We start from the raw sequence: 18,341 nt of genomic DNA, 5'->3' as shown, positions 1-18,341 counted from the left end.
GGTGCGCGTGACGGCGCCAAAAGCTGTGGAGGCGCGCCGCGCCGATGGCCAGGATGGCGGCATGAACAACGATCTGCTTCCCGTGGAAGCACTGATAGTCGTCGACATCCAGTCGGCCTTCGTCACCGGCGACGGAGCGGTGCCCGACGCGGTACGGCTTGTGGACCGCACGACGGATCTGATCGCAAGGGCGCGCAGGAGTGGTGCGCTCGTCGTCCACCTGCAGAACGACGGACCGGCCGGTGCCGAGGACGAGCCGCACACGCCCGGCTGGGAGCTCCACCACCCCGTCGAGTCCGGTCCCACCGAGGTCGTGATCCGCAAGTCCGACGACGACGGCTTCGTACGAACTCCGCTGGGAAGCCTGTTGACCGACGCGGGGGTCGAGGCGCTCGCCGTCTGCGGCCTGATGTCGGAGATGTGCGTCCAGGCGACCGCGCGCACGGCCCTCGCCCGCGGATACCGGGTCGTCCTGCCGCACGACGCGCATGCGACGCATAACATACCGGCGGCGCCCGGCATCAGCGACGCCGTTCCTGCCGCCGTCGTCTCGCGGGTCGCCGAATGGGGCCTCGGCAGCGATGTGGAGATCACCGCGCGTGCCGCGGACGTCCACTTCGCGGCGCTGCCTCCTTCGGGGCCCTGCTGACGGCCCGGTCGAACGGCCCGGTCGAACGGGCCCGACCCAACGGCCCGCTCGCGCCGCCGCGCCGCCGCGCCGCCGCGCCGCCGCGCCGCCGCGCGGTTCCGCCGACGTCCGGCTGAGGCGGCCGCGACGCCCTGCGATAGCGTGCCGCCCATGACAGCGACCCAGCGGACCGGATCGGAGCCGGTTCCTCGCCATGCCGCGGACGAGGAGGGTGTCCGCCTGCCGAGGCTGCGCCTCAGGGACGTCCTTGTGCGCGGGGCTGTGCAGGGGATCGCCGCGGTCGCTCTGCTGGCCGTGGCGATGCTCTTCGCCACCGATCACCATGACCGCGAGACGTTCCTGTCCGTGGCGGCGGGGCTCTCCGCGGTGTCCGCGGGGGTGGGCATCGTCATCGGGGCCTTCTTCTGGGCGGTCTGCTCCGGGGACATCAGGCGCTGGCGCGACTGGCGCACCGTCACCGGGCAGACGGAAGGGGTCACGATCATGGCACCCGCGCTGGTGCGCACGGGTGTACTCGCCCTCGTACTCTTCCCCGGCGCGCTGGGCCTCCACCACCTCGTCGACAACGCCCCGTACGACACCTGGCTGTATGGCAGTTGAGCCCACAGGACTGCGGGGCGGTGCGCTTCGGGATGTGGGACGGGGTGCGGGAACGGGTGCTCGCACTGCGGCAGGCGCCGCGGTGGCCGGACGTGTCCGGCGCCCGGGAGGACCGTCATGGCCATGGGTTCGAGCTGCTGCCCGTACTCACCGAGGAGGAGCTTCGCGCGGTGGAGCGGCGCCTGGGAGCCGAACTGCCCGACGAGTACCGGACGTTCCTCATGGAGGTGGGCGCGGGCGGCGCGGGACCCGACTACGGTCTGTTTCCGAGGCGACCGCCGGGTCCGGACACTCCGCCCGCAACAGGGCACTGCACGCTGCCCTTCCGCCCGGAACTCACCGCCGAGCTCGACCGGCATCTGTGCGCGGAGCCCCGGCGGGCCGACCACCCGGACGACGACGCCTTCGTCGCCGCCTACGCCGCCTGGGACGCCCGCTGGGACGAGCTGCACGACGCCCTGACCGAAGGCACTCTGTGCATCAGCGACCGTGGATGCGGTTACTACTCGCTCCTCGTGGTCACGGGCCCCCTGCGCGGGACCGTATGGGAAGACGTCCGGGCCGTGGGGGAGGGCGTGGTGCCCATACAACGGGTCGGCGTGGCCGGCCACTTGTCCTTCGCGGAGTGGTATCTGCACTGGCTCTGCGTCGCCGAGCGCCTCGCCTGGGAACAGGAGGGGACAGCCGCCGGCGGGCGGTGACTCCCGGGTGGACGAGGGCGAGCAGCCGCCGTGGCGCCCGAGGCGCACGCAGGCCGGAGGTGAGCGTGCTCGTGCGCCTCAGTCCGACTGTGCCACCTGGTAGCGGACGGGCCGGTCCTCCACCTTGACCAGCAGACCCTCGCTCGCGAGGTCGCGGAGGATCCTGCGAGTGTGCTTCTCCTGGGGTTCATGACCCGCGTCGCGCAGTGCACGCAGGCCACGCCCGGTGTCCCAGCATCCGCCGTACGTGCGTACCGCCTTCTCCAGGTCGGCGCGTTGGCTGGGCGCGTGCTCGCTCATCGGGGCTGCTCCTCGGTCCGTCCGGCGGCGGCATGGGCCCTCTTGTTGTGGTTGGCGATGCTCGCCGGGGCGCCGACGTAGGCACACGACGGGCACTTCTGCCACACGCCTTCCGAGACGGCACGGGCACTGACCGAGTGCCCGGGACCGTAGCCGTGTCCGTGCAGCAACTGTGCGACGGACGAACCGTATTCGGCCGCGAGCAGAGCGGCCTCGGCCACCTTGTCGTGGCCGGGGGCGAAGAAGGAGCCGGTGCCGACCTTGGTGGCGCAGCCGCACCAGCACGTGCCCGTCGGGGTGAGGTGAGGCAGGGGCTTCGAGGTCATGCGGTCACGGTAGATCAGCGAGCGGGACGTGCCGACGGCTTTGCACGGTTTGCTCCAGGACCCTCCGGGCGGCCCCGTCACCCCAGCCGGCAGGCACGTGGCCCCTGGTCATGGAAGCTGCTCGTCCACAACGCCGTTCCGGTTCGCGGCGCCGAGGACGTAGCAGTGGAACCCGCCGTCCACGGCCGGTACGGACGAGGGCCGCCAGCTGTGCAGTACGGCGGCGGACGGCGCGAACAGCGGGGCGGGCACGGCGTCCACGGGGAACCACTCCCAGCGCACGATCTTGTCCGGCTCCCGCACCCGCGCCACACCGGCCACCCGCGAGACGACGGCCGCGCCCGTCACCCGCGTGATTCCGCGCTCCCCGTCCACGAGCACCGCCCGGACACGAACGTCTGCCGGTTCGGCGAGCAGTCCCGTCTCCTCGGCCAACTCCCGGGCGGCGGTCTGCTCGAAGCTCTCCCCGGCATCCACCTTCCCGCCCGGCAGCTCCCACCGCCCGTCGTGGCCGAGCCCGAGGAGCACGCACGTCCCGCCCTCACCGAGGACCACGACGCCCACCCCGGTGAGGCTGCTGGGTGTGGGAAACGCCCGCTCCAGGCGTTCGGCAGGGTGGTGGGCGTCGGTCACATGGGCTCCCTGGTGATGGACGTCTCCGGTCGGTCCGCAGCGCCGAAGGCACAGGGCCCGCCGTGGTCGTCGGTGACGATCGTGCGCCGACGGTACAGGGCCCGCTGGTGGCGGCGGGGCGGCGGCGAGCCCCTCGGGCCGCGTGGCGACCCGGCCGATGACGAGCGGCGTGTGAGAAGCGGCGGGCAGGAGCGGCGCAAAGTACCTGAGCGGACGTGTGAGGCGCATGTTGTCATCTGAGGCGCTTGTTTCGGTCCCGCGCTGGGCATGGTTCAGCAACTGCCTTGCAAAACAAGGGGTTTGAGCGAACGGACCGGACGATCCCCGTCCGTTTCAGAATGGAGCCGGCATGGTGAAGAGAAAGAGAACCGTTCTGCGCAAGGCCGCCGCGGTGGCGAGCGCGGTGCTCACGATCTCGGGCATCGGGCTGGCGGCAGCGCCCCCCGCCGCGGCCGTCGACTACTACTACGAACTGCCCTATCCGTCCGGCGAGGCGTACCAGGTGACCCAGGGGCCCGAGGGCGCGTACTCCCACACCGGCCCGTACAACGAGTACGCCTGGGACTTCGGCCTCCCCGCGAGCTACGAGGTCTCCGCGGCGCAGGGGGGCACCGTGCTCGTGTCGAACTGGTCGCCGTACTGGCAGAACGGCATCGAGGTCATCATCCGCCACTCGAACGGCCAGTGCACCCACTACGCCCACCTGAACCGCGCGATCTACAACACCGGTGACTGGGTGCCGCAGGGCCGGATCATCGGCTGGTCGGGGAGCACCGGAGCATCCACGGCGCCGCATCTGCACTTCCAGGTCATCAACTGCAACACCCGGGTGGGCATACCGGCCACGCTGCAGGGCTGGGTGCCGTACACCGGCACATGGCCCGTCAGCGTGAACACCCGCGCCTGACCACCTCTTCCGGCCGCGCCCACCCCTCCGGACGCCGGCCCCTCACGCCGGACCTGCCGCGCCCACCAGGGCACGTCAGGCCCGGCCGTGCCCTGGTGGGCGCCACACCAGGCGCAGGGCTGCGGCCGCACCTGAACACCGGACCTGCCGCCTTCGGGCACGGCCCTGTGCGTGGCGAGCCGTCACCCGTCGGCAGCGGTCGGCGCTCCAGGTGGCCCGAGGAGCCGTACCGGCTCCCTTCAACACCGCCGTTAGGGTGAGCGGATGTTCGGCAGAGGCTGACGGCCTCTTCGAGGCGCTCGCCGGCAGCAGTGCCGGCCCTCGGCCGCCCAGGCCGGAACCGGCGCCAAGCGGGTTGGACGCGTGGGGTAGCGCCTCGGTACGGGGCAGCGACATGGACCGCCCGGTCGCGGACCTGCGCTCAGCGCGCGGCGACGATCAGGACCAGGACCAGCGCGGCCAGGCACGCGGCGGCCACGACCGCCGCCCGCTTCACCCGGTGACGCGACGGCACCGGCACGACCGAGAGACCGGAGCCCTCGGGGAAGACGTAGAAGACCCGGTTCACTTCCTCCTCGATCTCCACTCGCGCGAGCGGCAGCCACTTGATGGAGACGTGCCTGGCCACCTCGCCCTCGCGTCGCCCCAGGCGCGCCTCGATCACCGACCGGTGCGAGGCCGGCAGCTCCTCGGGCGGGGACTGGTCCAGCGAGAGCACGTGTGTCCGCCAGGCGCCTCCGTGCAACCGCCGGCGCAGGAGCAGAGGCGGGGAGGGCTCGGGGCCGGGCACCCTTTCCGCGTGCGGAGTGTGGGTGATGGTGCCGCCTCGCCACTTGACCAGCAGCCCTCGGCCGGCGCAGGCACCGCAGGTGCTGTGGCCCTTGCCCCCGCAGCGGTCGCAGGTGTATTCGCCCCTGCCGTCGCACTTCCGGCACAGGGTGTGTCCCCTGCCCTCGCATCCCGGGCAGGCGGTGCCGGGAGTCTCACAGACGACGCAGTCCACGCGCTCGCCCGGCCGTTTGACCTTTCTCGGCGGGACGGGCTTGACCGGTGTCCTGCGCGAGCCGCCCTTCCCCCGGCACTTGGTACAGGACGTGACGTTACGGCAGTTCGGGCACGGCACGTCCGGTTCGCAGCGCGTCAGGCCCCGGCCGCCGCACTTCAGGCACTGCTGCCGGCCGCCGGTGCACTTCACACACGAGACTTCGCGCACCGTACCGGTCTGCACGAGTTCCAGCGTCTGGTGCTTGCGGGGGTTCTTCGGCCCAGCCGCGTCATAGGCGTCGAGGTCCTCGTAGACCGGCTTGCGGGAGAGGTCGAAGGGGGCCGGCTCGCTCCGCTCGCGCTCTGCTCGGGACTCGACGGAGCGGGTGATCGTGCACTCGAGCACGGGTTGACCGCTGATGCGGGCGGTACCTGCCAGCCGCAGTCGCTCCGCAGGCCCAGGCCGCCCCAGATGCTCGGCCACTGCCGCAAGGATCTCCTCGTCGGACGGTGCGTCGGCCATCACGGCATCCCCCTCATACCACGCGGGCGTTCGCTGCGCGCCGCCCGGTCACGGCACGCGGTCGGCATCGGGCGGCGCTCAAGTGTGGCGCAGCCAAGTGGCCTTCGGTAGACCGCCTCCGGCGGAAGGCGGAGGCAGGCGGGGGCCGACGCGAGCCGGTGCCGGCGCGTAAGTTCCCTTCACGGCGAGGACGGATGAAGCCGCTTGAGGTGCTCGATGAAGGCGGTCCACTGAGCGGTCGGTATCAGAAGAACGGGACCGTCAGGGACTTTGGAGTCGCGGACACCGGTGCGGTCATCCGGAAACCTTGCGGCCTCCACGCAGAAGTTCCTCGTTGAGGCTGTGGGAGCTCTTGTGCCATGCGGTGATCGGGTGCAATTCGTATCCCCCTTGTCGGGCGCCGTCGTGGCCTCGGGCCCCGCTGCGGGTGAACCCGGCGCGTCCGAGTGCGATGGGGCTGCGTTTGTATGGGCGTGTTCCGTCAGGAGGAGGAACTCGGCCCGATGGAGGGCACACGTCGAACCCGGCGGGGTTGCCTAAGCTTGTCGCCATGGCCCACGCGAAGACTTCCTATGTCTGCCTGCCCTGCCGGGCCTCCTACAAACAGCCCTACGGCCGGGAGCGGCAGCGTATCTGCCCCCGCTGCGCCGAGCCCCTGTTGCATGTGGGGTCGGCTTTCGCCGCGCCCCCGCGCCGGGACAGGGCGGCCTGGCGGACGCTCTCACTCCTGCTCCACGCCGGTGTCCGGTTCCACAAGAGCTGCTGCGGCGGGCCGGGATACCGGCCGCGCACCGTGCGGGAGGTGCGCGAGCGCATGGCGTACGCGAAGCGGACCGGCGAACCTTTCGCGCACGCGCTCGTACGCCGCGACGTGCCGTGACCGGGGCGGGCTCGGTGACAAGTCTCCTTCGCATCTGTTGCTGGCGCTCGGCCTGTCCGTTCTTGTCACCGCGGAGCGCTCACGACCCGCAACGGCCGGCTGGTGCTGTCGTCGTTCCGGGGTGGCCGGAGGCGATGTCAGAATGCGTGCAGATAGACCCGCGCTCGGTCGGAGCTCAGGTTCTCGATGTAGATCTCGATCCATGCAACCTTGCGCCGTCGGTCGTCCTCCACGCATGGCGGGCAGACGCTTGCCCGAAGGGGGCCCTTCAGCGTCTGCGGCTCTGTGAGGCCGAGATGTCCGAAGAGCTCACGCTTCGGCGAGAAACTGCTCTTCCACGGAGTCAGTGGCTCTTCGGGCCGTAGGTCCTTCGCGATCTGCGCAGCGGTGGTTCTGTCGGTGCTGAAGGTGAGGATGTAGCTGTCCTCCTGGGGGTTGACCTGCACGGCGCCCTTCACCTCCGTAGCACCCTCAGGAACCTGGATCTTCATGAATCCGGCTGCCTCGGCCGCGCCGGCACCCTTCTTCCAATACGGGTAGGGGCCGTTGCCAGAGACGCGGTCCGGGTTACCGGTGTCGCAGGACACGATCAGCAGCGCGGAGAAGAGGACGGCGAGCACACCCCCGCACTTGTCTCGCGTATTCACCGGTTCTCCTCGTCGCCCGGGAGACGTCTCCGCGACCGCCCTCGCGGCCCGGGTCACTCGGCTCCACCGCGGGACCCGCACTGCCGTTCAAGTCGTGGGTGAAGGTCGAGCTGCTGCCGCGCATGTCGAACTCCTGGGCGATGCCGACGGTGTGAAGACGTCCCATGTCGGCGTCCTCGATGACGATTCCTCCAGGGAACGTAGCGGACTTTCCCTTGTTCCAGTTGTAGCGGTCCCACACGTTGACCTGGTATTCGAGTGACACCTCTGGTTTGCCGGCCTCGCCCGGCTTGACCGTGACCAAGCCGGAAACGTTCTGCTGATGGGAGCCCACTGCGTTGTACCAGTCGGTGTCCGGCGTGAACGTTCCGCCGAACGACCCGCTCTCGACGGGAATGACAACCGGTTTGTCGCCTCCGGCCTTGTTGAATTCGGCGAGAGCTTCTTCGCGCCACTTGTCCTTGTTGGGGGTGATGTGCATGTTCTCGACGTTGGACCGCAGCGCGCCGTCGTCGTGCAGCATCCGGTCGACGTCGAGATCCAAGGTGTCACCGGTGCCGCCCAGGTAATGCAGCATGTTGCGGGAGGCTGCGGTTTGTCCGACGACGTCGCCGGACGTGGCGATGCAGAGTGCCACTGCGTGGAAGCCCAGGTCCCGGGGCGTGGGCTCTTCCACGTTGAAGGGCCCGAACCCACGTCGGCAGACCTCCATTCGTACAAGGGGTCCGTGATCCCTGCTGCCCTCAACTCATCTCCGCGCTCTCTGAGCAGCACGGCCCGGGTGACCGGGTCGAGGTCGGCCCACCACTCGGCGACGGCCTTCCTGTCCTTGGGCATGTTGGCCGCTTTGCCGGCCGCCTCCAGGGACGGGTAGGGGCTGGCTGTGGGGTTCCTGTTGAAGCCTCCGATCGTGCCGTCCAGGAAGTCGGTGTCGAGAACGGCAGCACTCAGCGCAAGCCGGAGACCGTCATCGGCGTCGCTGACCGCCTTGACCGCCTGGTCAAGCCGTTGAGCCCACTCAGCTGCCTTGGCGTGTCCCGTTGCCTGGTAGCTCGGATCTTGCACGTAGGCAGCGCGCTCGCCCTGGGTGAGCCGCTCCGTGTCGAAGGCCACGATGCCCTGATCGGAGACCCGCATGCCGTCCTTCACGGCGTCGGCGCGCACGGCCTTGATCCTGCTCCGGAGGTCCACGAGTTGCGTGTACGCCTCGCGCAGGAGGGAGGCGACGGCCTTCGCCTCACGCTGTGCACCCTGGAGCTCCTTGAGGGTCACCGAGAACCTGTCGTTCGCCGCCTGCGCGCTCAGGCCCACCCAGGAGGCGCCGGTCGAGACACCGTGGACATCCCGCCTGTAAACGCGCTCCACGTTGTTGAAACTTCCCGCCCCCATGGCACTGACCGCGCCACGTCTCCGGGGCTGTGGACCCATCCGTCGCATGTCCGACCCGTCACCGGTGCGGCCCCCTCATCGTCCCATCACAGTCTGTCGTGCCGAGGACGGCGCCGGGGGCCAATCGCAGAGAGATCACGAGGTCTTGGTTGGTAGGCCAACTTCCCTCGGTCACCGTCGACTTGAGGGGATGAACGGTCGAGGTCAGGGGAACATCCGGAGAGCGGGAGAAGTTACGCGAGCTGGTGGGCGCGGAGCGGGAGATCGCGGCGGTGTGACGGGGCGGCGCAGACGCCGTCACAGTTTGACGACCACGACGCGGTTGCCACAGAGCTTGCGTATGTCGTCCTCGTCGGAGGTGAAGACGGTGACGGGGCCGGGCTGACGCAGGGCGACGGCCGCGAGAGCCGCATCGATGGCGTACTTGTGGCCGTGCAGCCCCGCCTCCCGGAGCAGGACGATCGCCTCGTTGGCGACGTCCTCGGTCACGGGCTCGACGTTCATGCGTGACAGTGCCCAGTGCCAGGACGGGCGGTACGTCTTCATGTCGTACGCCTCGACGAGGGTCATGGACGTGGTCATGACCCGGATGCCGAGCCGATGGGCCTCCTTGAGCCGGAGGCCCATCCGTCGCTCACCGCGTACCCACTGGGACAGGCCCTCGCTGTCGAGGAGGTAGATCGCCTCGTTCGTCACGCCGCCTGCCCGGTCCCGTCAGCGGCCCCATCAGCGGCAGCCTGCCGTTCCCCGGCCAGCTGCGCGTGCGCTCGCTCGATCTCCCGGCGCTCGGCAGCGGCCTCTGCCATCTCCGCGTCGGTGACCTCGCCGTATTCGGACTCCCACCAGTCGACGGCTTCCCCGAGGCGCTCTCTTTCGCGCTGACGCTCTATGGCGTGCGTGACATAGCGGCTGAAGCCGCCGGGCCCGACCTCGGCGCGGATGGCCTCGGCCAGCTCCTCGGGAAGCGTCACGGTGTACTTCTTGGTTGCCATACCATCGACCATACCGAGGCGGCGGACGCCTGGCCAGCTCGGGCGGAGCGACCCGCTGACGCCGTCAGACCGGGTAGCCCATGTCCTTTGCCTCCTTCACGACGTCCGCGAAGGAGGCGTCCGGGTTCAGCCGAGCCACCACGCCTTGCGTCAGTGGCCGCTGCTCGTATATGTGGCGCACGGCGTCCAGGTCGACGGGCCACTCGTAGTAGTCCTCGGCGAACGACTGGAAGGCCTCCGGCCTCGGGTCGACGGGAAGGTCGAACATCCACCCGGAGCCGTCGGGGTCGTCCCTGTCGTCAGCGAAGTCGATCCGGCCCGCGTGCCAGCGGTCGTCGCTCGCCTGGCGCCACAGGCAGAAGGTCACCCTGGGCATGTCGTCGTCCATGAAGGCCGGCTCATCGACGCATTCGCGGAACACGTGGGGGACGGCATCCAGCACGCCCGGCCAGACCGTGTCGTCGGCGTACGGGCTCATCGGCGACTCGCGGTCGAAGCCGCGGACGTACACGCCGGCGGGCGAGAACAGGATGTCGAACTCGTCTCCGCTGCCTTTCCGCATGGCGAAGACCTCTTCCGTCTCCGACCGTGCGGCGTCGAAGGAGTAGTACCGGTAGTCGCCTTGGTTCAGCACGGCTTCCGCCATGGCGATCGACCGGCAGGCGACAACCGGTCGGCGTTCTCTGATGGTGCCCGACATCCAGCCGGGAGCCCTGGAGTTCGCCGACGCTCTTGGACGCGCCCGGTTCAAGGTCGAGGTGACCCCGTCCCGTTGAGACCACCCCTGACCGGTGGCGCCCAATTTGTGGTTGCCGGCAGCGGCTCACCACACTCCCGGCCGTCACCTGACGGCCGCACCCCAACCCGGCGCACCCGCAGCGTCAAGTGTCAGGATGACGCTCATATCCAGGGAAGTCGTCAAGGAAATCCTTGGGGAAACATCACTCACGAAGTCGCGGAGCCATAACCGCGTTCGAGGTTTCGGGCAACCCTGCACCACTCGCCAGTGAGTGCGAGCGCGCCTACGCCTACGCGCGCTGCGCAGGGAGAACACAACCACCGAGCCGTCCTTGTTGCGGGCAATCTCAATCGCCACGTCTGTCGTGCCGCTGTTGACCATGACGCCGTCGCCCAGCCTGTGAATCCGGTTTGCCGCGCGCATCAGGCGATCGACTTCACCGGTCGTGAAGACGGGCCGCAAACCCTGCGGGCGTGCCAGCTCCAGCGCCGACAGGCGTTCCAGGACACCGGCGATGTCGACTCCAGTTTGTCGAGGCGCTGCTGGTCGGCCTTGAGCGCGCGGGCGAAGTTCTCGAACAAGTTGCCAGGGTCGCTCTGGGCATGCTCGACGGCCTGCAGGACGATGACCCGCCGCTTCAGCGCGATGGTCAAGGCAGCGAGTTCGAGGTGGGTGCGGAACGTGCCGCCATGGTCGTCGACGCCGGGGAACGACTTGCTCAACGTGCCGATCTCGACAGCCTTGCCGTCGGGCAGCTTGTCGAGTGCGCTCTGCCACTGGGCAAGGCGGCGTTCGGCGGCGGCCAGCGCCTTGCCGATGGCATGCACTGCCGAGTCCAGTCCTAGCGAGACACCGAGCTTGCCCTGGTCGAGCAGAATGGCGGTGGCTTTATCAATGGCATCGCGGCAGCCGTCGAGTTCGTTGCGCTCGTCATCTAGCTTCTGTTCGTGCAGCTGCTCCAGTAGTTCTGTGATGTGCTCGATAGCCTGCTGGCGCTTCTGGTCGGCATTCGCGCTCACCCCCCACGGCTACGGCCATGAGCACGAGAGGCGCGGCCACGGTGAGCGCCGCACTGCCGGCGACCGCGATGCCGCTGTTGCACCGGCTCCACCGACTGCGCCTGCTGCTGCCGCTGCACCGACTGGCACGAACGTCGCATTGGCGGCGATGCCCGTTGAGTTCACGAGTGCACCGTGGATGCCACCGGCCGCCGCCTTCGACGCCATCGGGCGAACGATGCCCTGACCGAATTGGGCGGCAACCTTCGCCGGAACCACCATGCGATACAGGCCTTCGCCGGCAGCTGTCGCCGTAGCTGCCGCAGAGGAACGCGCTGACTGCGTGATGAGCTGCGACAGGTGCTGCGCCAAGGGACTCGCGGCATCGAGCGGAATACCTCGGCTGCGGTCGAGCTTGCCGGGCAGCGGATGTACCTCAAGTGTGGCAATCGGCTTGTCGGCCAGGCCGGCAAGCACACCGCGCAGTTCAGCCAAGCGCTCAGCCGTAATCGGCCCGTCTCCGGCCAATGCGGGCACCCGGACGTCACCGGTCGCCAGCGTCCACACCGGAACGATTGCCTTGCGGTCGTCAGTCATCGTCTCCCCTTGTTTTCCGACAACAGCCTACGGCTGACGTCCGGCAAGAACGGCATGAACCTCGTGTAGGGCATCGGGGATCCGGGGAGGATTGAGCGGTAGGCGCGGGACGTCAATGTGATCAGCTGACGTAGACACCCTGGTGATCACTGGTCTCGTGCCTGTACCGCTGCCGCACCAACTCCCCCTGAACACAGCAATCTACGTGATCCCGGAACTTGCAACCGCTCTGGGCCTCGTGGGCGCTGATCGTCGATGTCGTGCCGTGCATTGATTTCGCTTCTGCACTGGATCTCTTGCCGGGCCCGTCCCAGCGCGTCCCGCTGCCCAAGCTCAAAGCAACCCCCCAAGTTACGCGCTGTTGTCGTTCCGCCACCGCGCGATAGCCTGGCTCGTGGTAGGTACAACAGAACTGGTGACACACGAGGGGGATCGTGGAGCAGCGCGATGTGCGGGGGCACTACGAGGAGCTTGCCGCCGAGTACGACGAGCACTGGGTCTACGGGCCCGATCACATCCCCTGGATGTCGGCCCGTATCGCGGAGACCCTCCGACTCACGTCCACCGACCGGATCGCCGACATCGGCTCCGGTACGGGGCTGTTCGCCCGTGAGGTGGCCGCCGCCCTGCGACCTGAGCACCCCATCCTCTGCGTCGACCCCTCCGCCGCGATGCTCGAACAACTCGGCTCACCACCCCCGCCCGGCCTGACGCCGCTCGTCGCCTCCGCCGAGGACATCGCGGAGGACCGCGTCGACCTCCCGTACGAGCAGTTGGACGCGATGTGGCTCAAGGAGTCGGTCCACCATCTGCCCGACCCGGCGCGAACCCTGCGCGGGCTGGCAGACCGGCTCGCCCCGGGCGGCAGGCTGCTGGTCGTCATGCTGCCGGCCACGATCCAGTACCCGCTGTTCGAGGCCGCGCTCACCCGGTTCGAGGAACTGCAGCCCGACCCGAACGACATCGTCGGCCACCTGCGGGCCGCCGGACTCGATGCCGGACTCGGCCATGGTGAGCACGAACTGCGTATCGATAAGGACAAGTACCTCGGCATGGTCCGCGCCCGCTACATGTCCCTGCTCTCCACCTATACCGACAGTGAGATCGAGAAGGGCATCGAGGAGATGCGTGCCGCTCACCCCGAGCCCGTTCTGGTCTTCCCGGACCGGTTCGCCTTCGTGCTCGCAGAGCGCCGGGGTGGAAAGGCATGAGCACTGTGGTGGACGAACGTCTGCGGCGCTTACGCAGCGAACTGGACGACCACTCCCGTATCGCCGACCGGCTCGGACTCGACCTCGAACGCCCGCTGCGTTCGCTCAACGACGGCTATCCCGAGAACGCCGTCGCCCTCATCGGCAAGCTCACCGAAAAGCTCCTCAAGGAGCTGTGGCGGCACCATGGCATCGAGGGCGATCCGTCCACCAAGGCGCTGAACGACCTCGTCAAACGCTGCCGTCCGCACATCCGCAGCAGCACGGTGATGGACGCCCTCGACGACATCCGGCGGCTCCGTAACCGGTCCACGCACGACGGATACGACATCAGCGACGAGGACGGCCTGCTGGCCGTCCGCCGACTCGTGGACGTACTCGTCTGGTTCACGGACACCGGCAGCGCCGCCCTTCTCGGCGGCGAACCCGACATGGCGCCCGAGGTAGCCCGCCGCTGCGAGTTCCTCGCCGGGCTGTATGTCACCCTCGGCTACCGCCAGGCCAAGCGCTTCGTGCTCAGCCCCGACACCGTTTACCAGCTGTTCTGCCGCGAGTCCGGAATGCGGCTCGAGTACGTGGAGCTGATGCTCTCCCGCGACGCGGACGACCTCGGCGCCGTGCTGTCCTCCAGCGGCGGTGAACTGCTGCGCACACGCCTGCCGAAGCTCACCCGCTTCGTCATCGTGGAGGACGAGCCCGGCGGAGATTCCGCTGCCCTTCGGGAGATGCTGGGGCACGACTTCCGGATCGTCCGCTACGACGGCTTCGTCGACACCCTCGTCAACCTCGACGCGCATCTGCATGCCCTCACGGACAGGACCGCGCCCGACACGTCACCGGCCGCCCGCACGGCCGTGCCCGCGGCGGTACTGTCCATCGATCCGCGCACGGGCGAGTCGGCCACGACCGAGTCGGGGGACGCGGGCGCGTTGCTGACCAGCCTCGCGCGTGGCAGTGCGAACGTCCTCGTCACGGGGCGCCCCGGCAGCGGCAAGAGCACCCTGCTCCGCGCCCTGGCCACCGACCCACGGGCCCGCCGCTTCCGGTTCTACTTCGACCTCGGTCTCAAACCGAAGGACGAACCCTTCCCCGAGTACGCCGCCCGCCTCCTCGCGCCCTCCATGGCGGTCGCCGACCGGGCCCGTGCCTACGACCTCTTCCTGTATCTGATCCGTTCCGGCACAGCGCTCTGTGTGCTGGACGCCGTCGACGAGGGCGTGGACGAGCCGAGCCCCGCCGGTTTCCTTCGCCTCTTCGCCGACCTCGCGGCCGTCCTGTCCGCGGAGTCCGCGGTCGTCATGAGCTCACGGGTGTCGTTCCTCGCCGACTCGCCCCAGGTGCGACAGCTTCTCGACAGCGGCGCGGGCCGCTCCGAGCAACTGGTGGAGCAGATGTACGCCAACGGCGTCGACCCGGCGCGTGTCCCGCACTTCCATCTGGTGCGTCTTTTTGAGCCGGACGCCACCCCGCTGGAGAAGCGCCTCACCGCAGCTCTCGAACTGCCCAGCGGGCGTCCGCTCGCCGACATACTCGCCGCGCACATCACGCGCACCCTCGCCGGCCAGGATGCCGGAGAGATCGAGCAGAGACTGCCCGCAGCGTTCGGGCAGGCGTTCCTCGCCGAGCGGACCGTCTTCTCCTTGCTCGACCTGCACCGGGGGCTCGGCGCGACGGCCTTCACCGACGGCCGCCTCGACTTCGACGCCTGTGTACTCGCCCCGCTGCTGCGCCCGGCCGGAGCGGACCATGTCGCCTTCGTCCACAGCGCGTACCAGGAACTGCTCGCCGCCCGGTACCTCGCCGACCCCGCGCACCGGGACGCTGCGGCAGCGCTGCCGGGCGGTGCCTTCGTCACCGAGCAGGTGCGGGCCTTCCTGGCCTCCCTTCCCGCCGCTGCGGCAGCGCCCGGGAGCGGCGACTGCGTCCTGCCCGCCGGGACCTACCTCGTCGGCCCGGCCGAGCGGCTGCTGCTGCGCCGCGTCGAACGGCCCGTGCGCTTCGACCGGCACGCCGTGACCGTGGCCCGCTACCGCCGCTTCCTGGAAGCCCTCGACATCGACGGCACGTCACCCTGGGACCATCCCGAGCAGCCCGCCGGCCTCACCCACCGCCCCTGGACCGATCGACTCCGCAAACCCGACTACTACGAGGACCCACGCTACGACTCCTACCCGGCAGTGTGTGTCAACTGGTGGAGCGCCTACGCCTTCGCCGCCTTCGAAGGCAAACGTCTGCCGACCGCCCTGGAGTGGGAGGCCGCCGCACGCGGTACGGACGGCCGGCTGTTCCCCTGGGGCGACGACCCTTCCGGGGCGGACGTCAACTGCGCCGACGTCTGGGTGGGACGGCCGCTCGTCACGTACCAAGCCTGGTACCGCGACTTCGCCGAGGACGCCGTGCGGCGGGCGTGGGTAACCCCCGTCGACCGGCGGCCAGGCAACCGCTCGCCGTTCGGCGTGGCCGACATGGCCGGCAACTGCTGGGAATGGACTTCCACAAGCCTCAGCGACGTGGGCGAAGCGGTGATCTGCGGCGGCAGCTACGACAACCCGATGCGGGCCGTGCAGACCAGCAGCAAGGGCGTGTACCGCAAGCGCGGGGCAAGCAACGCAGTCGGCTTCCGTTGCGTGGAAGACCTCACGGAGACACCGGGCACAGGAAGGGCCGAGGTATGAACGGCGGGCCGCGCTACGGAACGATCGTCGAGCGGCGGGCGAGCGGCGGAGGCCTCAACGGCACCGTCGGCGCCTACACCGTCCAGGACGACGAGGACCAGCGCTACTACACCTTCGACTACCGCCAGATCGTGACCGAGGGCTTCCGTACCATCCGCACCGGCGAGCGCGTTCGCTTCCATGTGTCCGCCGACGGTTTCGGCCGGGCCGAGTTCGTGATCCGCCTCGACCAGCCCGACCCCTCGGAGTACTACGGGTAACCGCCGTCACGCCGGCACTGGGCCATGTGACGGGTGCGCGGCAGGAGCTGACCGTCGTCCTGCCCGTACGGCTCCGGAGAACACCCGAGTGGGCGGAGGGGCCGTTCCCGTTCGAGCTGGGCAGCCGGCGCACCGACGCCGCGACACGCTCGACGTACTTCGCCCCTGCCTCCGCCCGGGTCCTGTACGGAGCGCCGGGCCGGCCGAGGCGGTGGCACAGCCCGTTGGACGTCAAACACGACGGGCTGCATCTCATCGGGACGGAACTGCTGCGTACAGCCACGGCCCGCGTCCTCGGCGACAACTCCGTGACGCACCTGCTGCTGGCGCTGGGGCTGTCCGTCGCCGCGACGGCAGGCGTGTTGACGACCCCGTACGGGCGAGTCGTCCTGCAGTCGCCGCGGGGTGGCAGCAAGCCGTAGCCGCGCGGCGGAGCGTGAGCCGGAATGTGTGGTTGCACCGGCGTCACGGCCCCGGTGCGAACACCCTCCACACCACGGCCGTGAGGATCAGCACGAGAGAATCACGTACCACCATCGTCGTACGCACCCGAGGGTGACGAACCCGGCCCTGACCGCCACCGGGACTCTTCGGTCCCGAGACCGGCTGAAGCCGGTCTCGCCTGGAATGATCAGTCGAGTGCGGCCTCTTCAGCTGTTGGCGCCGGTGGTTCGTCGGCTGTGATGCGGGCCAGCAGCGTGCGGGCTTCCCGGATACGGGGGTGGTCCGGATGCAGAAACCGCTCGCAGTCGGTCAGGGCCTCCCGGACTGCCGTCTCCGCAGCGCTCCGGCGCCCCAGACCATGCAGGGCAACGGCCGTGCCCAAACCCAGGCTCCCGCTCAGGCCCCGATCCCAACGTGGGGCAAACCGGCGCGCCTCGGTGAGCGCTTCGTCGTACCGCCCCTGCCCATTCAGGCTGCGCACCAGGCCGCAGTGCAGAGCAGCGATCGTGCCCCGTTCGGCTCTGGGTAGATTCCCCCGGGCGATGGCCTCGGCCTCCTCGTAGCGGGCTTGCCCGCACAGAGCGTCGACCAGGTTGTCCAACACGCACAACTCGACGTGCCACACCGGTGCCAGATGCTTGAGGCGAGTCAGCTCACGCAGTATGTCAAGCCCCTCGGCCTCCGCCTCTCCGCAGCGCCCTTCACTGTTGAGGACCAGCATGTGATTGCTCCGGATCATCAACAGCAGCACCCGCCCGGGCCCAGCCATCTCGTGCAGCTCTGCAGTCAGAGATTCCAGCTCGGTCAGCACCTGTGCCCCGCGCCCGTGGGCACAGGCGGCCGCCGTGGCCAGCACCTTGGCGTGCCGCGCCACAGCGATACCCCTACCTCGCCTGCGCCGACGCCCCGATTCCGCTTCCGCCTCGAGCGCTCTGGCCCGGGCCTCGACCTCCTCGTACTTGCCTTCCTTCCACAGCTGATGGAGGCACTCCAGGGCGGCCGCTTCCCGCGAGCGGCCCCGTATCATCCGTGCGATCTTCACAGGCCGTGAGGTTACGTGACGATGCCTGGCCAGGACAGACTCGAGGGGTGAAAGCAGGCGGTGGGTGCGTCGGCGAGTGGCCGGGGCTGTGGCCGTGGCCGATCAGCAACCAGGTTACGGACGGGCCGTATTCGACGGGACACCCTGGTACCGGCCCTGGCGGTACCCGTACCGGCCGCCTCAGTACCGGCCGACGTACTGGTCGGCGCCGTGATCCGCCACACACGCTGAGTGATGTGAACGTACAGATGCCTTCCCGGCCTTCACCTGCTTCTCCCTCCGTTTCCGAGTCCGCTCGCGAGGGCCGGCGCTCCAGGGGAGCTGCACCGGCACCACACGGTGGTTGCGCTGTGCCAGCGTCCTCTCCAGGCCGCAGCCCAGCAGCACCGCCTTCACCACGACGAGGGTCGAGTCGGCGAGGCGTGTCGTGCCCGTACTGCGCCGGTGATCGGAGAGTTCGTGCCGGACAGCCTCTTCGGCGAGTGATCTGCTCGTCTGCCCGTACCAGACGGCCAGCTGGGTCAGGGCGTTGAGGCACGGTCTGACGTCTTCTGCCGAGATCTCCTCGGCAGAGGAATCCTGCGCGTGGCTGCCGTAGTTGCCGTAGTTCTGGATCGTACGCACGGCGAGAACGACCTTGGGAGGTACGAGGCCCTTCGCAGAGAGTACGGTCAGCAGGGACTCGAGCGTCGGCTTGGAGCCGACGGCCTCCCGCATGGCGATGTCCAACAGGATCGACTCCGCTGCTCTCCGCGCAGTGCCGAGGAAGACCTCGGGGTCCGATTCCGCGTACCTCAGAGCCTTTCTGTACAGCCGGAGCGGCTCCCCCTCGTTGCCCGTCACC

At 69.2% G+C, this 18,341-nt stretch carries 22 protein-coding genes and 1 pseudogene; 10 read left to right on the top strand and 13 right to left on the bottom strand.

Features of this window, described 5'->3' with window-relative positions:
- Nucleotides 1-61: 61 nt before the first annotated feature.
- The 3 genes from IE198_RS02105 to IE198_RS02095 all read left to right on the top strand — a co-directional run bounded on the left by IE198_RS02105 (nucleotide 62) and on the right by IE198_RS02095 (nucleotide 1,950).
- A complete protein-coding gene (locus IE198_RS02105) occupies nucleotides 62-649 on the top strand; it encodes an isochorismatase family protein (RefSeq protein ID WP_189881965.1) in 588 nt (195 codons plus the stop codon).
- A gap of 150 nt (nucleotides 650-799) precedes the next feature.
- Nucleotides 800-1,249, top strand: a complete 450-nt coding sequence (locus tag IE198_RS02100) for a DUF6336 family protein (protein ID WP_229833693.1) — start codon at nucleotides 800-802, stop codon at nucleotides 1,247-1,249.
- Entirely contained in the window at nucleotides 1,246-1,950 is a 705-nt protein-coding gene (locus IE198_RS02095; RefSeq protein WP_189881963.1) for an SMI1/KNR4 family protein, read from the top strand. Before IE198_RS02100 ends, IE198_RS02095 begins: the two co-directional genes overlap by 4 nt.
- Nucleotides 1,951-2,028: 78 nt before the next feature.
- Here the strand turns inward: IE198_RS02095 and IE198_RS02090 are convergent, their stop codons facing one another.
- The 3 genes from IE198_RS02090 to IE198_RS02080 form a co-directional block, all read right to left on the bottom strand.
- Nucleotides 2,029-2,250, bottom strand: a complete 222-nt coding sequence (locus IE198_RS02090) for a hypothetical protein (RefSeq protein WP_189881961.1) — start codon at nucleotides 2,248-2,250, stop codon at nucleotides 2,029-2,031.
- A complete protein-coding gene (locus tag IE198_RS02085) occupies nucleotides 2,247-2,576 on the bottom strand; it encodes a hypothetical protein (protein WP_229833692.1) in 330 nt (109 codons plus the stop codon). Before IE198_RS02085 ends, IE198_RS02090 begins: the two co-directional genes overlap by 4 nt.
- A 108-nt stretch (nucleotides 2,577-2,684) precedes the next feature.
- Nucleotides 2,685-3,209 carry a nucleotide triphosphate diphosphatase NUDT15 gene (locus IE198_RS02080; protein WP_189881959.1) on the bottom strand — a complete coding sequence of 175 codons (525 nt, stop codon included), beginning with the start codon at nucleotides 3,207-3,209 and terminating at the stop codon, nucleotides 2,685-2,687.
- Between the two features lie 349 nt (nucleotides 3,210-3,558).
- Here IE198_RS02080 and IE198_RS02075 point away from each other — a divergent pair, with 349 nt between their 5' ends.
- Nucleotides 3,559-4,116, top strand: coding sequence for a M23 family metallopeptidase (locus tag IE198_RS02075; RefSeq protein ID WP_189881957.1), 558 nt, complete (start codon nucleotides 3,559-3,561; stop codon nucleotides 4,114-4,116).
- Between the two features lie 421 nt (nucleotides 4,117-4,537).
- On the opposite strand, the gene IE198_RS02070 is transcribed toward IE198_RS02075, so the two are convergent.
- Together IE198_RS02070 and IE198_RS36895 are read right to left on the bottom strand one after the other, a co-directional pair.
- The gene (locus IE198_RS02070) at nucleotides 4,538-5,623 is read right to left on the bottom strand and encodes a hypothetical protein (protein ID WP_189881954.1); all 1,086 of its coding nucleotides are present in this window, start codon (nucleotides 5,621-5,623) and stop codon (nucleotides 4,538-4,540) included.
- A gap of 179 nt (nucleotides 5,624-5,802) precedes the next feature.
- Nucleotides 5,803-6,108, bottom strand: coding sequence for a DUF397 domain-containing protein (locus IE198_RS36895; protein ID WP_444545421.1), 306 nt, complete (start codon nucleotides 6,106-6,108; stop codon nucleotides 5,803-5,805).
- Between the two features lie 65 nt (nucleotides 6,109-6,173).
- Between IE198_RS36895 and IE198_RS02060 the strand changes: the two genes are divergently transcribed.
- Complete coding sequence (locus IE198_RS02060) at nucleotides 6,174-6,503, top strand: deoxyxylulose-5-phosphate synthase (RefSeq protein ID WP_189881952.1); 330 nt, start codon at nucleotides 6,174-6,176, stop codon at nucleotides 6,501-6,503.
- A 137-nt stretch (nucleotides 6,504-6,640) separates the two neighbouring features.
- On the opposite strand, the gene IE198_RS02055 is transcribed toward IE198_RS02060, so the two are convergent.
- The 5 genes from IE198_RS02055 to IE198_RS02035 form a co-directional block, all read right to left on the bottom strand.
- A complete protein-coding gene (locus tag IE198_RS02055; protein ID WP_229833690.1) occupies nucleotides 6,641-7,150 on the bottom strand; it encodes a hypothetical protein in 510 nt (169 codons plus the stop codon).
- Nucleotides 7,071-7,694, bottom strand: a complete 624-nt coding sequence (locus IE198_RS34885; protein WP_229833689.1) for a hypothetical protein — start codon at nucleotides 7,692-7,694, stop codon at nucleotides 7,071-7,073. The genes IE198_RS02055 and IE198_RS34885 overlap by 80 nt, the downstream gene beginning before the upstream one ends.
- Before the next feature lie 1,142 nt (nucleotides 7,695-8,836).
- Nucleotides 8,837-9,235, bottom strand: coding sequence for a hypothetical protein (locus tag IE198_RS02045; protein ID WP_189881950.1), 399 nt, complete (start codon nucleotides 9,233-9,235; stop codon nucleotides 8,837-8,839).
- Nucleotides 9,232-9,531 (bottom strand): hypothetical protein, encoded by a 300-nt coding sequence (locus IE198_RS02040; RefSeq protein WP_189881948.1) that lies wholly within the window; start codon nucleotides 9,529-9,531, stop codon nucleotides 9,232-9,234. The genes IE198_RS02045 and IE198_RS02040 overlap by 4 nt, the downstream gene beginning before the upstream one ends.
- Nucleotides 9,532-9,595: 64 nt before the next feature.
- Nucleotides 9,596-10,165: a hypothetical protein gene (locus IE198_RS02035; RefSeq protein WP_229833688.1), complete on the bottom strand. Its 570-nt coding sequence runs from the start codon at nucleotides 10,163-10,165 to the stop codon at nucleotides 9,596-9,598.
- A gap of 10 nt (nucleotides 10,166-10,175) precedes the next feature.
- Here IE198_RS02035 and IE198_RS36020 point away from each other — a divergent pair, with 10 nt between their 5' ends.
- Nucleotides 10,176-10,307, top strand: a complete 132-nt coding sequence (locus IE198_RS36020) for a hypothetical protein (protein ID WP_268246455.1) — start codon at nucleotides 10,176-10,178, stop codon at nucleotides 10,305-10,307.
- A 257-nt stretch (nucleotides 10,308-10,564) separates the two neighbouring features.
- Here the strand turns inward: IE198_RS36020 and IE198_RS02030 are convergent.
- A pseudogene (locus IE198_RS02030) lies at nucleotides 10,565-11,865 on the bottom strand (hypothetical protein); the annotation flags it as partial.
- A gap of 434 nt (nucleotides 11,866-12,299) precedes the next feature.
- On the opposite strand from IE198_RS02030, the gene IE198_RS02025 reads away from it, so the two are divergent.
- From IE198_RS02025 to IE198_RS02010, 4 genes are read left to right on the top strand one after another with little or no spacing between them, the layout of a single operon-like run.
- The gene (locus tag IE198_RS02025) at nucleotides 12,300-13,076 is read left to right on the top strand and encodes a class I SAM-dependent methyltransferase (RefSeq protein WP_189881945.1); all 777 of its coding nucleotides are present in this window, start codon (nucleotides 12,300-12,302) and stop codon (nucleotides 13,074-13,076) included.
- Nucleotides 13,073-15,751, top strand: coding sequence for an SUMF1/EgtB/PvdO family nonheme iron enzyme (locus tag IE198_RS02020; protein ID WP_189881943.1), 2,679 nt, complete (start codon nucleotides 13,073-13,075; stop codon nucleotides 15,749-15,751). The genes IE198_RS02025 and IE198_RS02020 overlap by 4 nt, the downstream gene beginning before the upstream one ends.
- Complete coding sequence (locus IE198_RS02015) at nucleotides 15,748-16,011, top strand: hypothetical protein (protein WP_189881941.1); 264 nt, start codon at nucleotides 15,748-15,750, stop codon at nucleotides 16,009-16,011. The genes IE198_RS02020 and IE198_RS02015 overlap by 4 nt, the downstream gene beginning before the upstream one ends.
- Before the next feature lie 26 nt (nucleotides 16,012-16,037).
- Nucleotides 16,038-16,433, top strand: a complete 396-nt coding sequence (locus IE198_RS02010; protein WP_229833687.1) for a hypothetical protein — start codon at nucleotides 16,038-16,040, stop codon at nucleotides 16,431-16,433.
- A 209-nt stretch (nucleotides 16,434-16,642) separates the two neighbouring features.
- Here the strand turns inward: IE198_RS02010 and IE198_RS02005 are convergent, their stop codons facing one another.
- A complete protein-coding gene (locus tag IE198_RS02005) occupies nucleotides 16,643-17,497 on the bottom strand; it encodes a tetratricopeptide repeat protein (RefSeq protein WP_229833686.1) in 855 nt (284 codons plus the stop codon).
- A 180-nt stretch (nucleotides 17,498-17,677) separates the two neighbouring features.
- Nucleotides 17,678-18,340 (bottom strand): DUF4145 domain-containing protein, encoded by a 663-nt coding sequence (locus tag IE198_RS02000; protein WP_189881939.1) that lies wholly within the window; start codon nucleotides 18,338-18,340, stop codon nucleotides 17,678-17,680.
- Nucleotide 18,341: the final 1 nt, after the last annotated feature.

The organism is Streptomyces xantholiticus, from assembly GCF_014651015.1.
GTDB lineage: Bacteria > Actinomycetota > Actinomycetes > Streptomycetales > Streptomycetaceae > Streptomyces > Streptomyces xantholiticus.
Note: the sequence above shows the minus strand (reverse complement) of the source record. Positions and strands in the feature narration are given on the sequence as shown.

Excerpts from the sequence above, each read along its gene's own strand:
- IE198_RS02085 (WP_229833692.1), bottom strand. The coding sequence starts at position 2,576 with ATGACCTCGAAGCCCCTGCCTCACCTCACCCCGACGGGCACGTGCTGG.
- IE198_RS02015 (WP_189881941.1), top strand. The coding sequence starts at position 15,748 with ATGAACGGCGGGCCGCGCTACGGAACGATCGTCGAGCGGCGGGCGAGC.
- IE198_RS02040 (WP_189881948.1), bottom strand. The coding sequence starts at position 9,531 with ATGGCAACCAAGAAGTACACCGTGACGCTTCCCGAGGAGCTGGCCGAG.
- IE198_RS02090 (WP_189881961.1), bottom strand. The coding sequence starts at position 2,250 with ATGAGCGAGCACGCGCCCAGCCAACGCGCCGACCTGGAGAAGGCGGTA.
- IE198_RS02100 (WP_229833693.1), top strand. The coding sequence starts at position 800 with ATGACAGCGACCCAGCGGACCGGATCGGAGCCGGTTCCTCGCCATGCC.
- IE198_RS02020 (WP_189881943.1), top strand. The coding sequence starts at position 13,073 with ATGAGCACTGTGGTGGACGAACGTCTGCGGCGCTTACGCAGCGAACTG.
- IE198_RS02060 (WP_189881952.1), top strand. The coding sequence starts at position 6,174 with ATGGCCCACGCGAAGACTTCCTATGTCTGCCTGCCCTGCCGGGCCTCC.
- IE198_RS36020 (WP_268246455.1), top strand. The coding sequence starts at position 10,176 with ATGGCGATCGACCGGCAGGCGACAACCGGTCGGCGTTCTCTGATGGTG.
- IE198_RS02070 (WP_189881954.1), bottom strand. The coding sequence starts at position 5,623 with ATGGCCGACGCACCGTCCGACGAGGAGATCCTTGCGGCAGTGGCCGAG.
- IE198_RS02075 (WP_189881957.1), top strand. The coding sequence starts at position 3,559 with ATGGTGAAGAGAAAGAGAACCGTTCTGCGCAAGGCCGCCGCGGTGGCG.
- IE198_RS02105 (WP_189881965.1), top strand. The coding sequence starts at position 62 with ATGAACAACGATCTGCTTCCCGTGGAAGCACTGATAGTCGTCGACATC.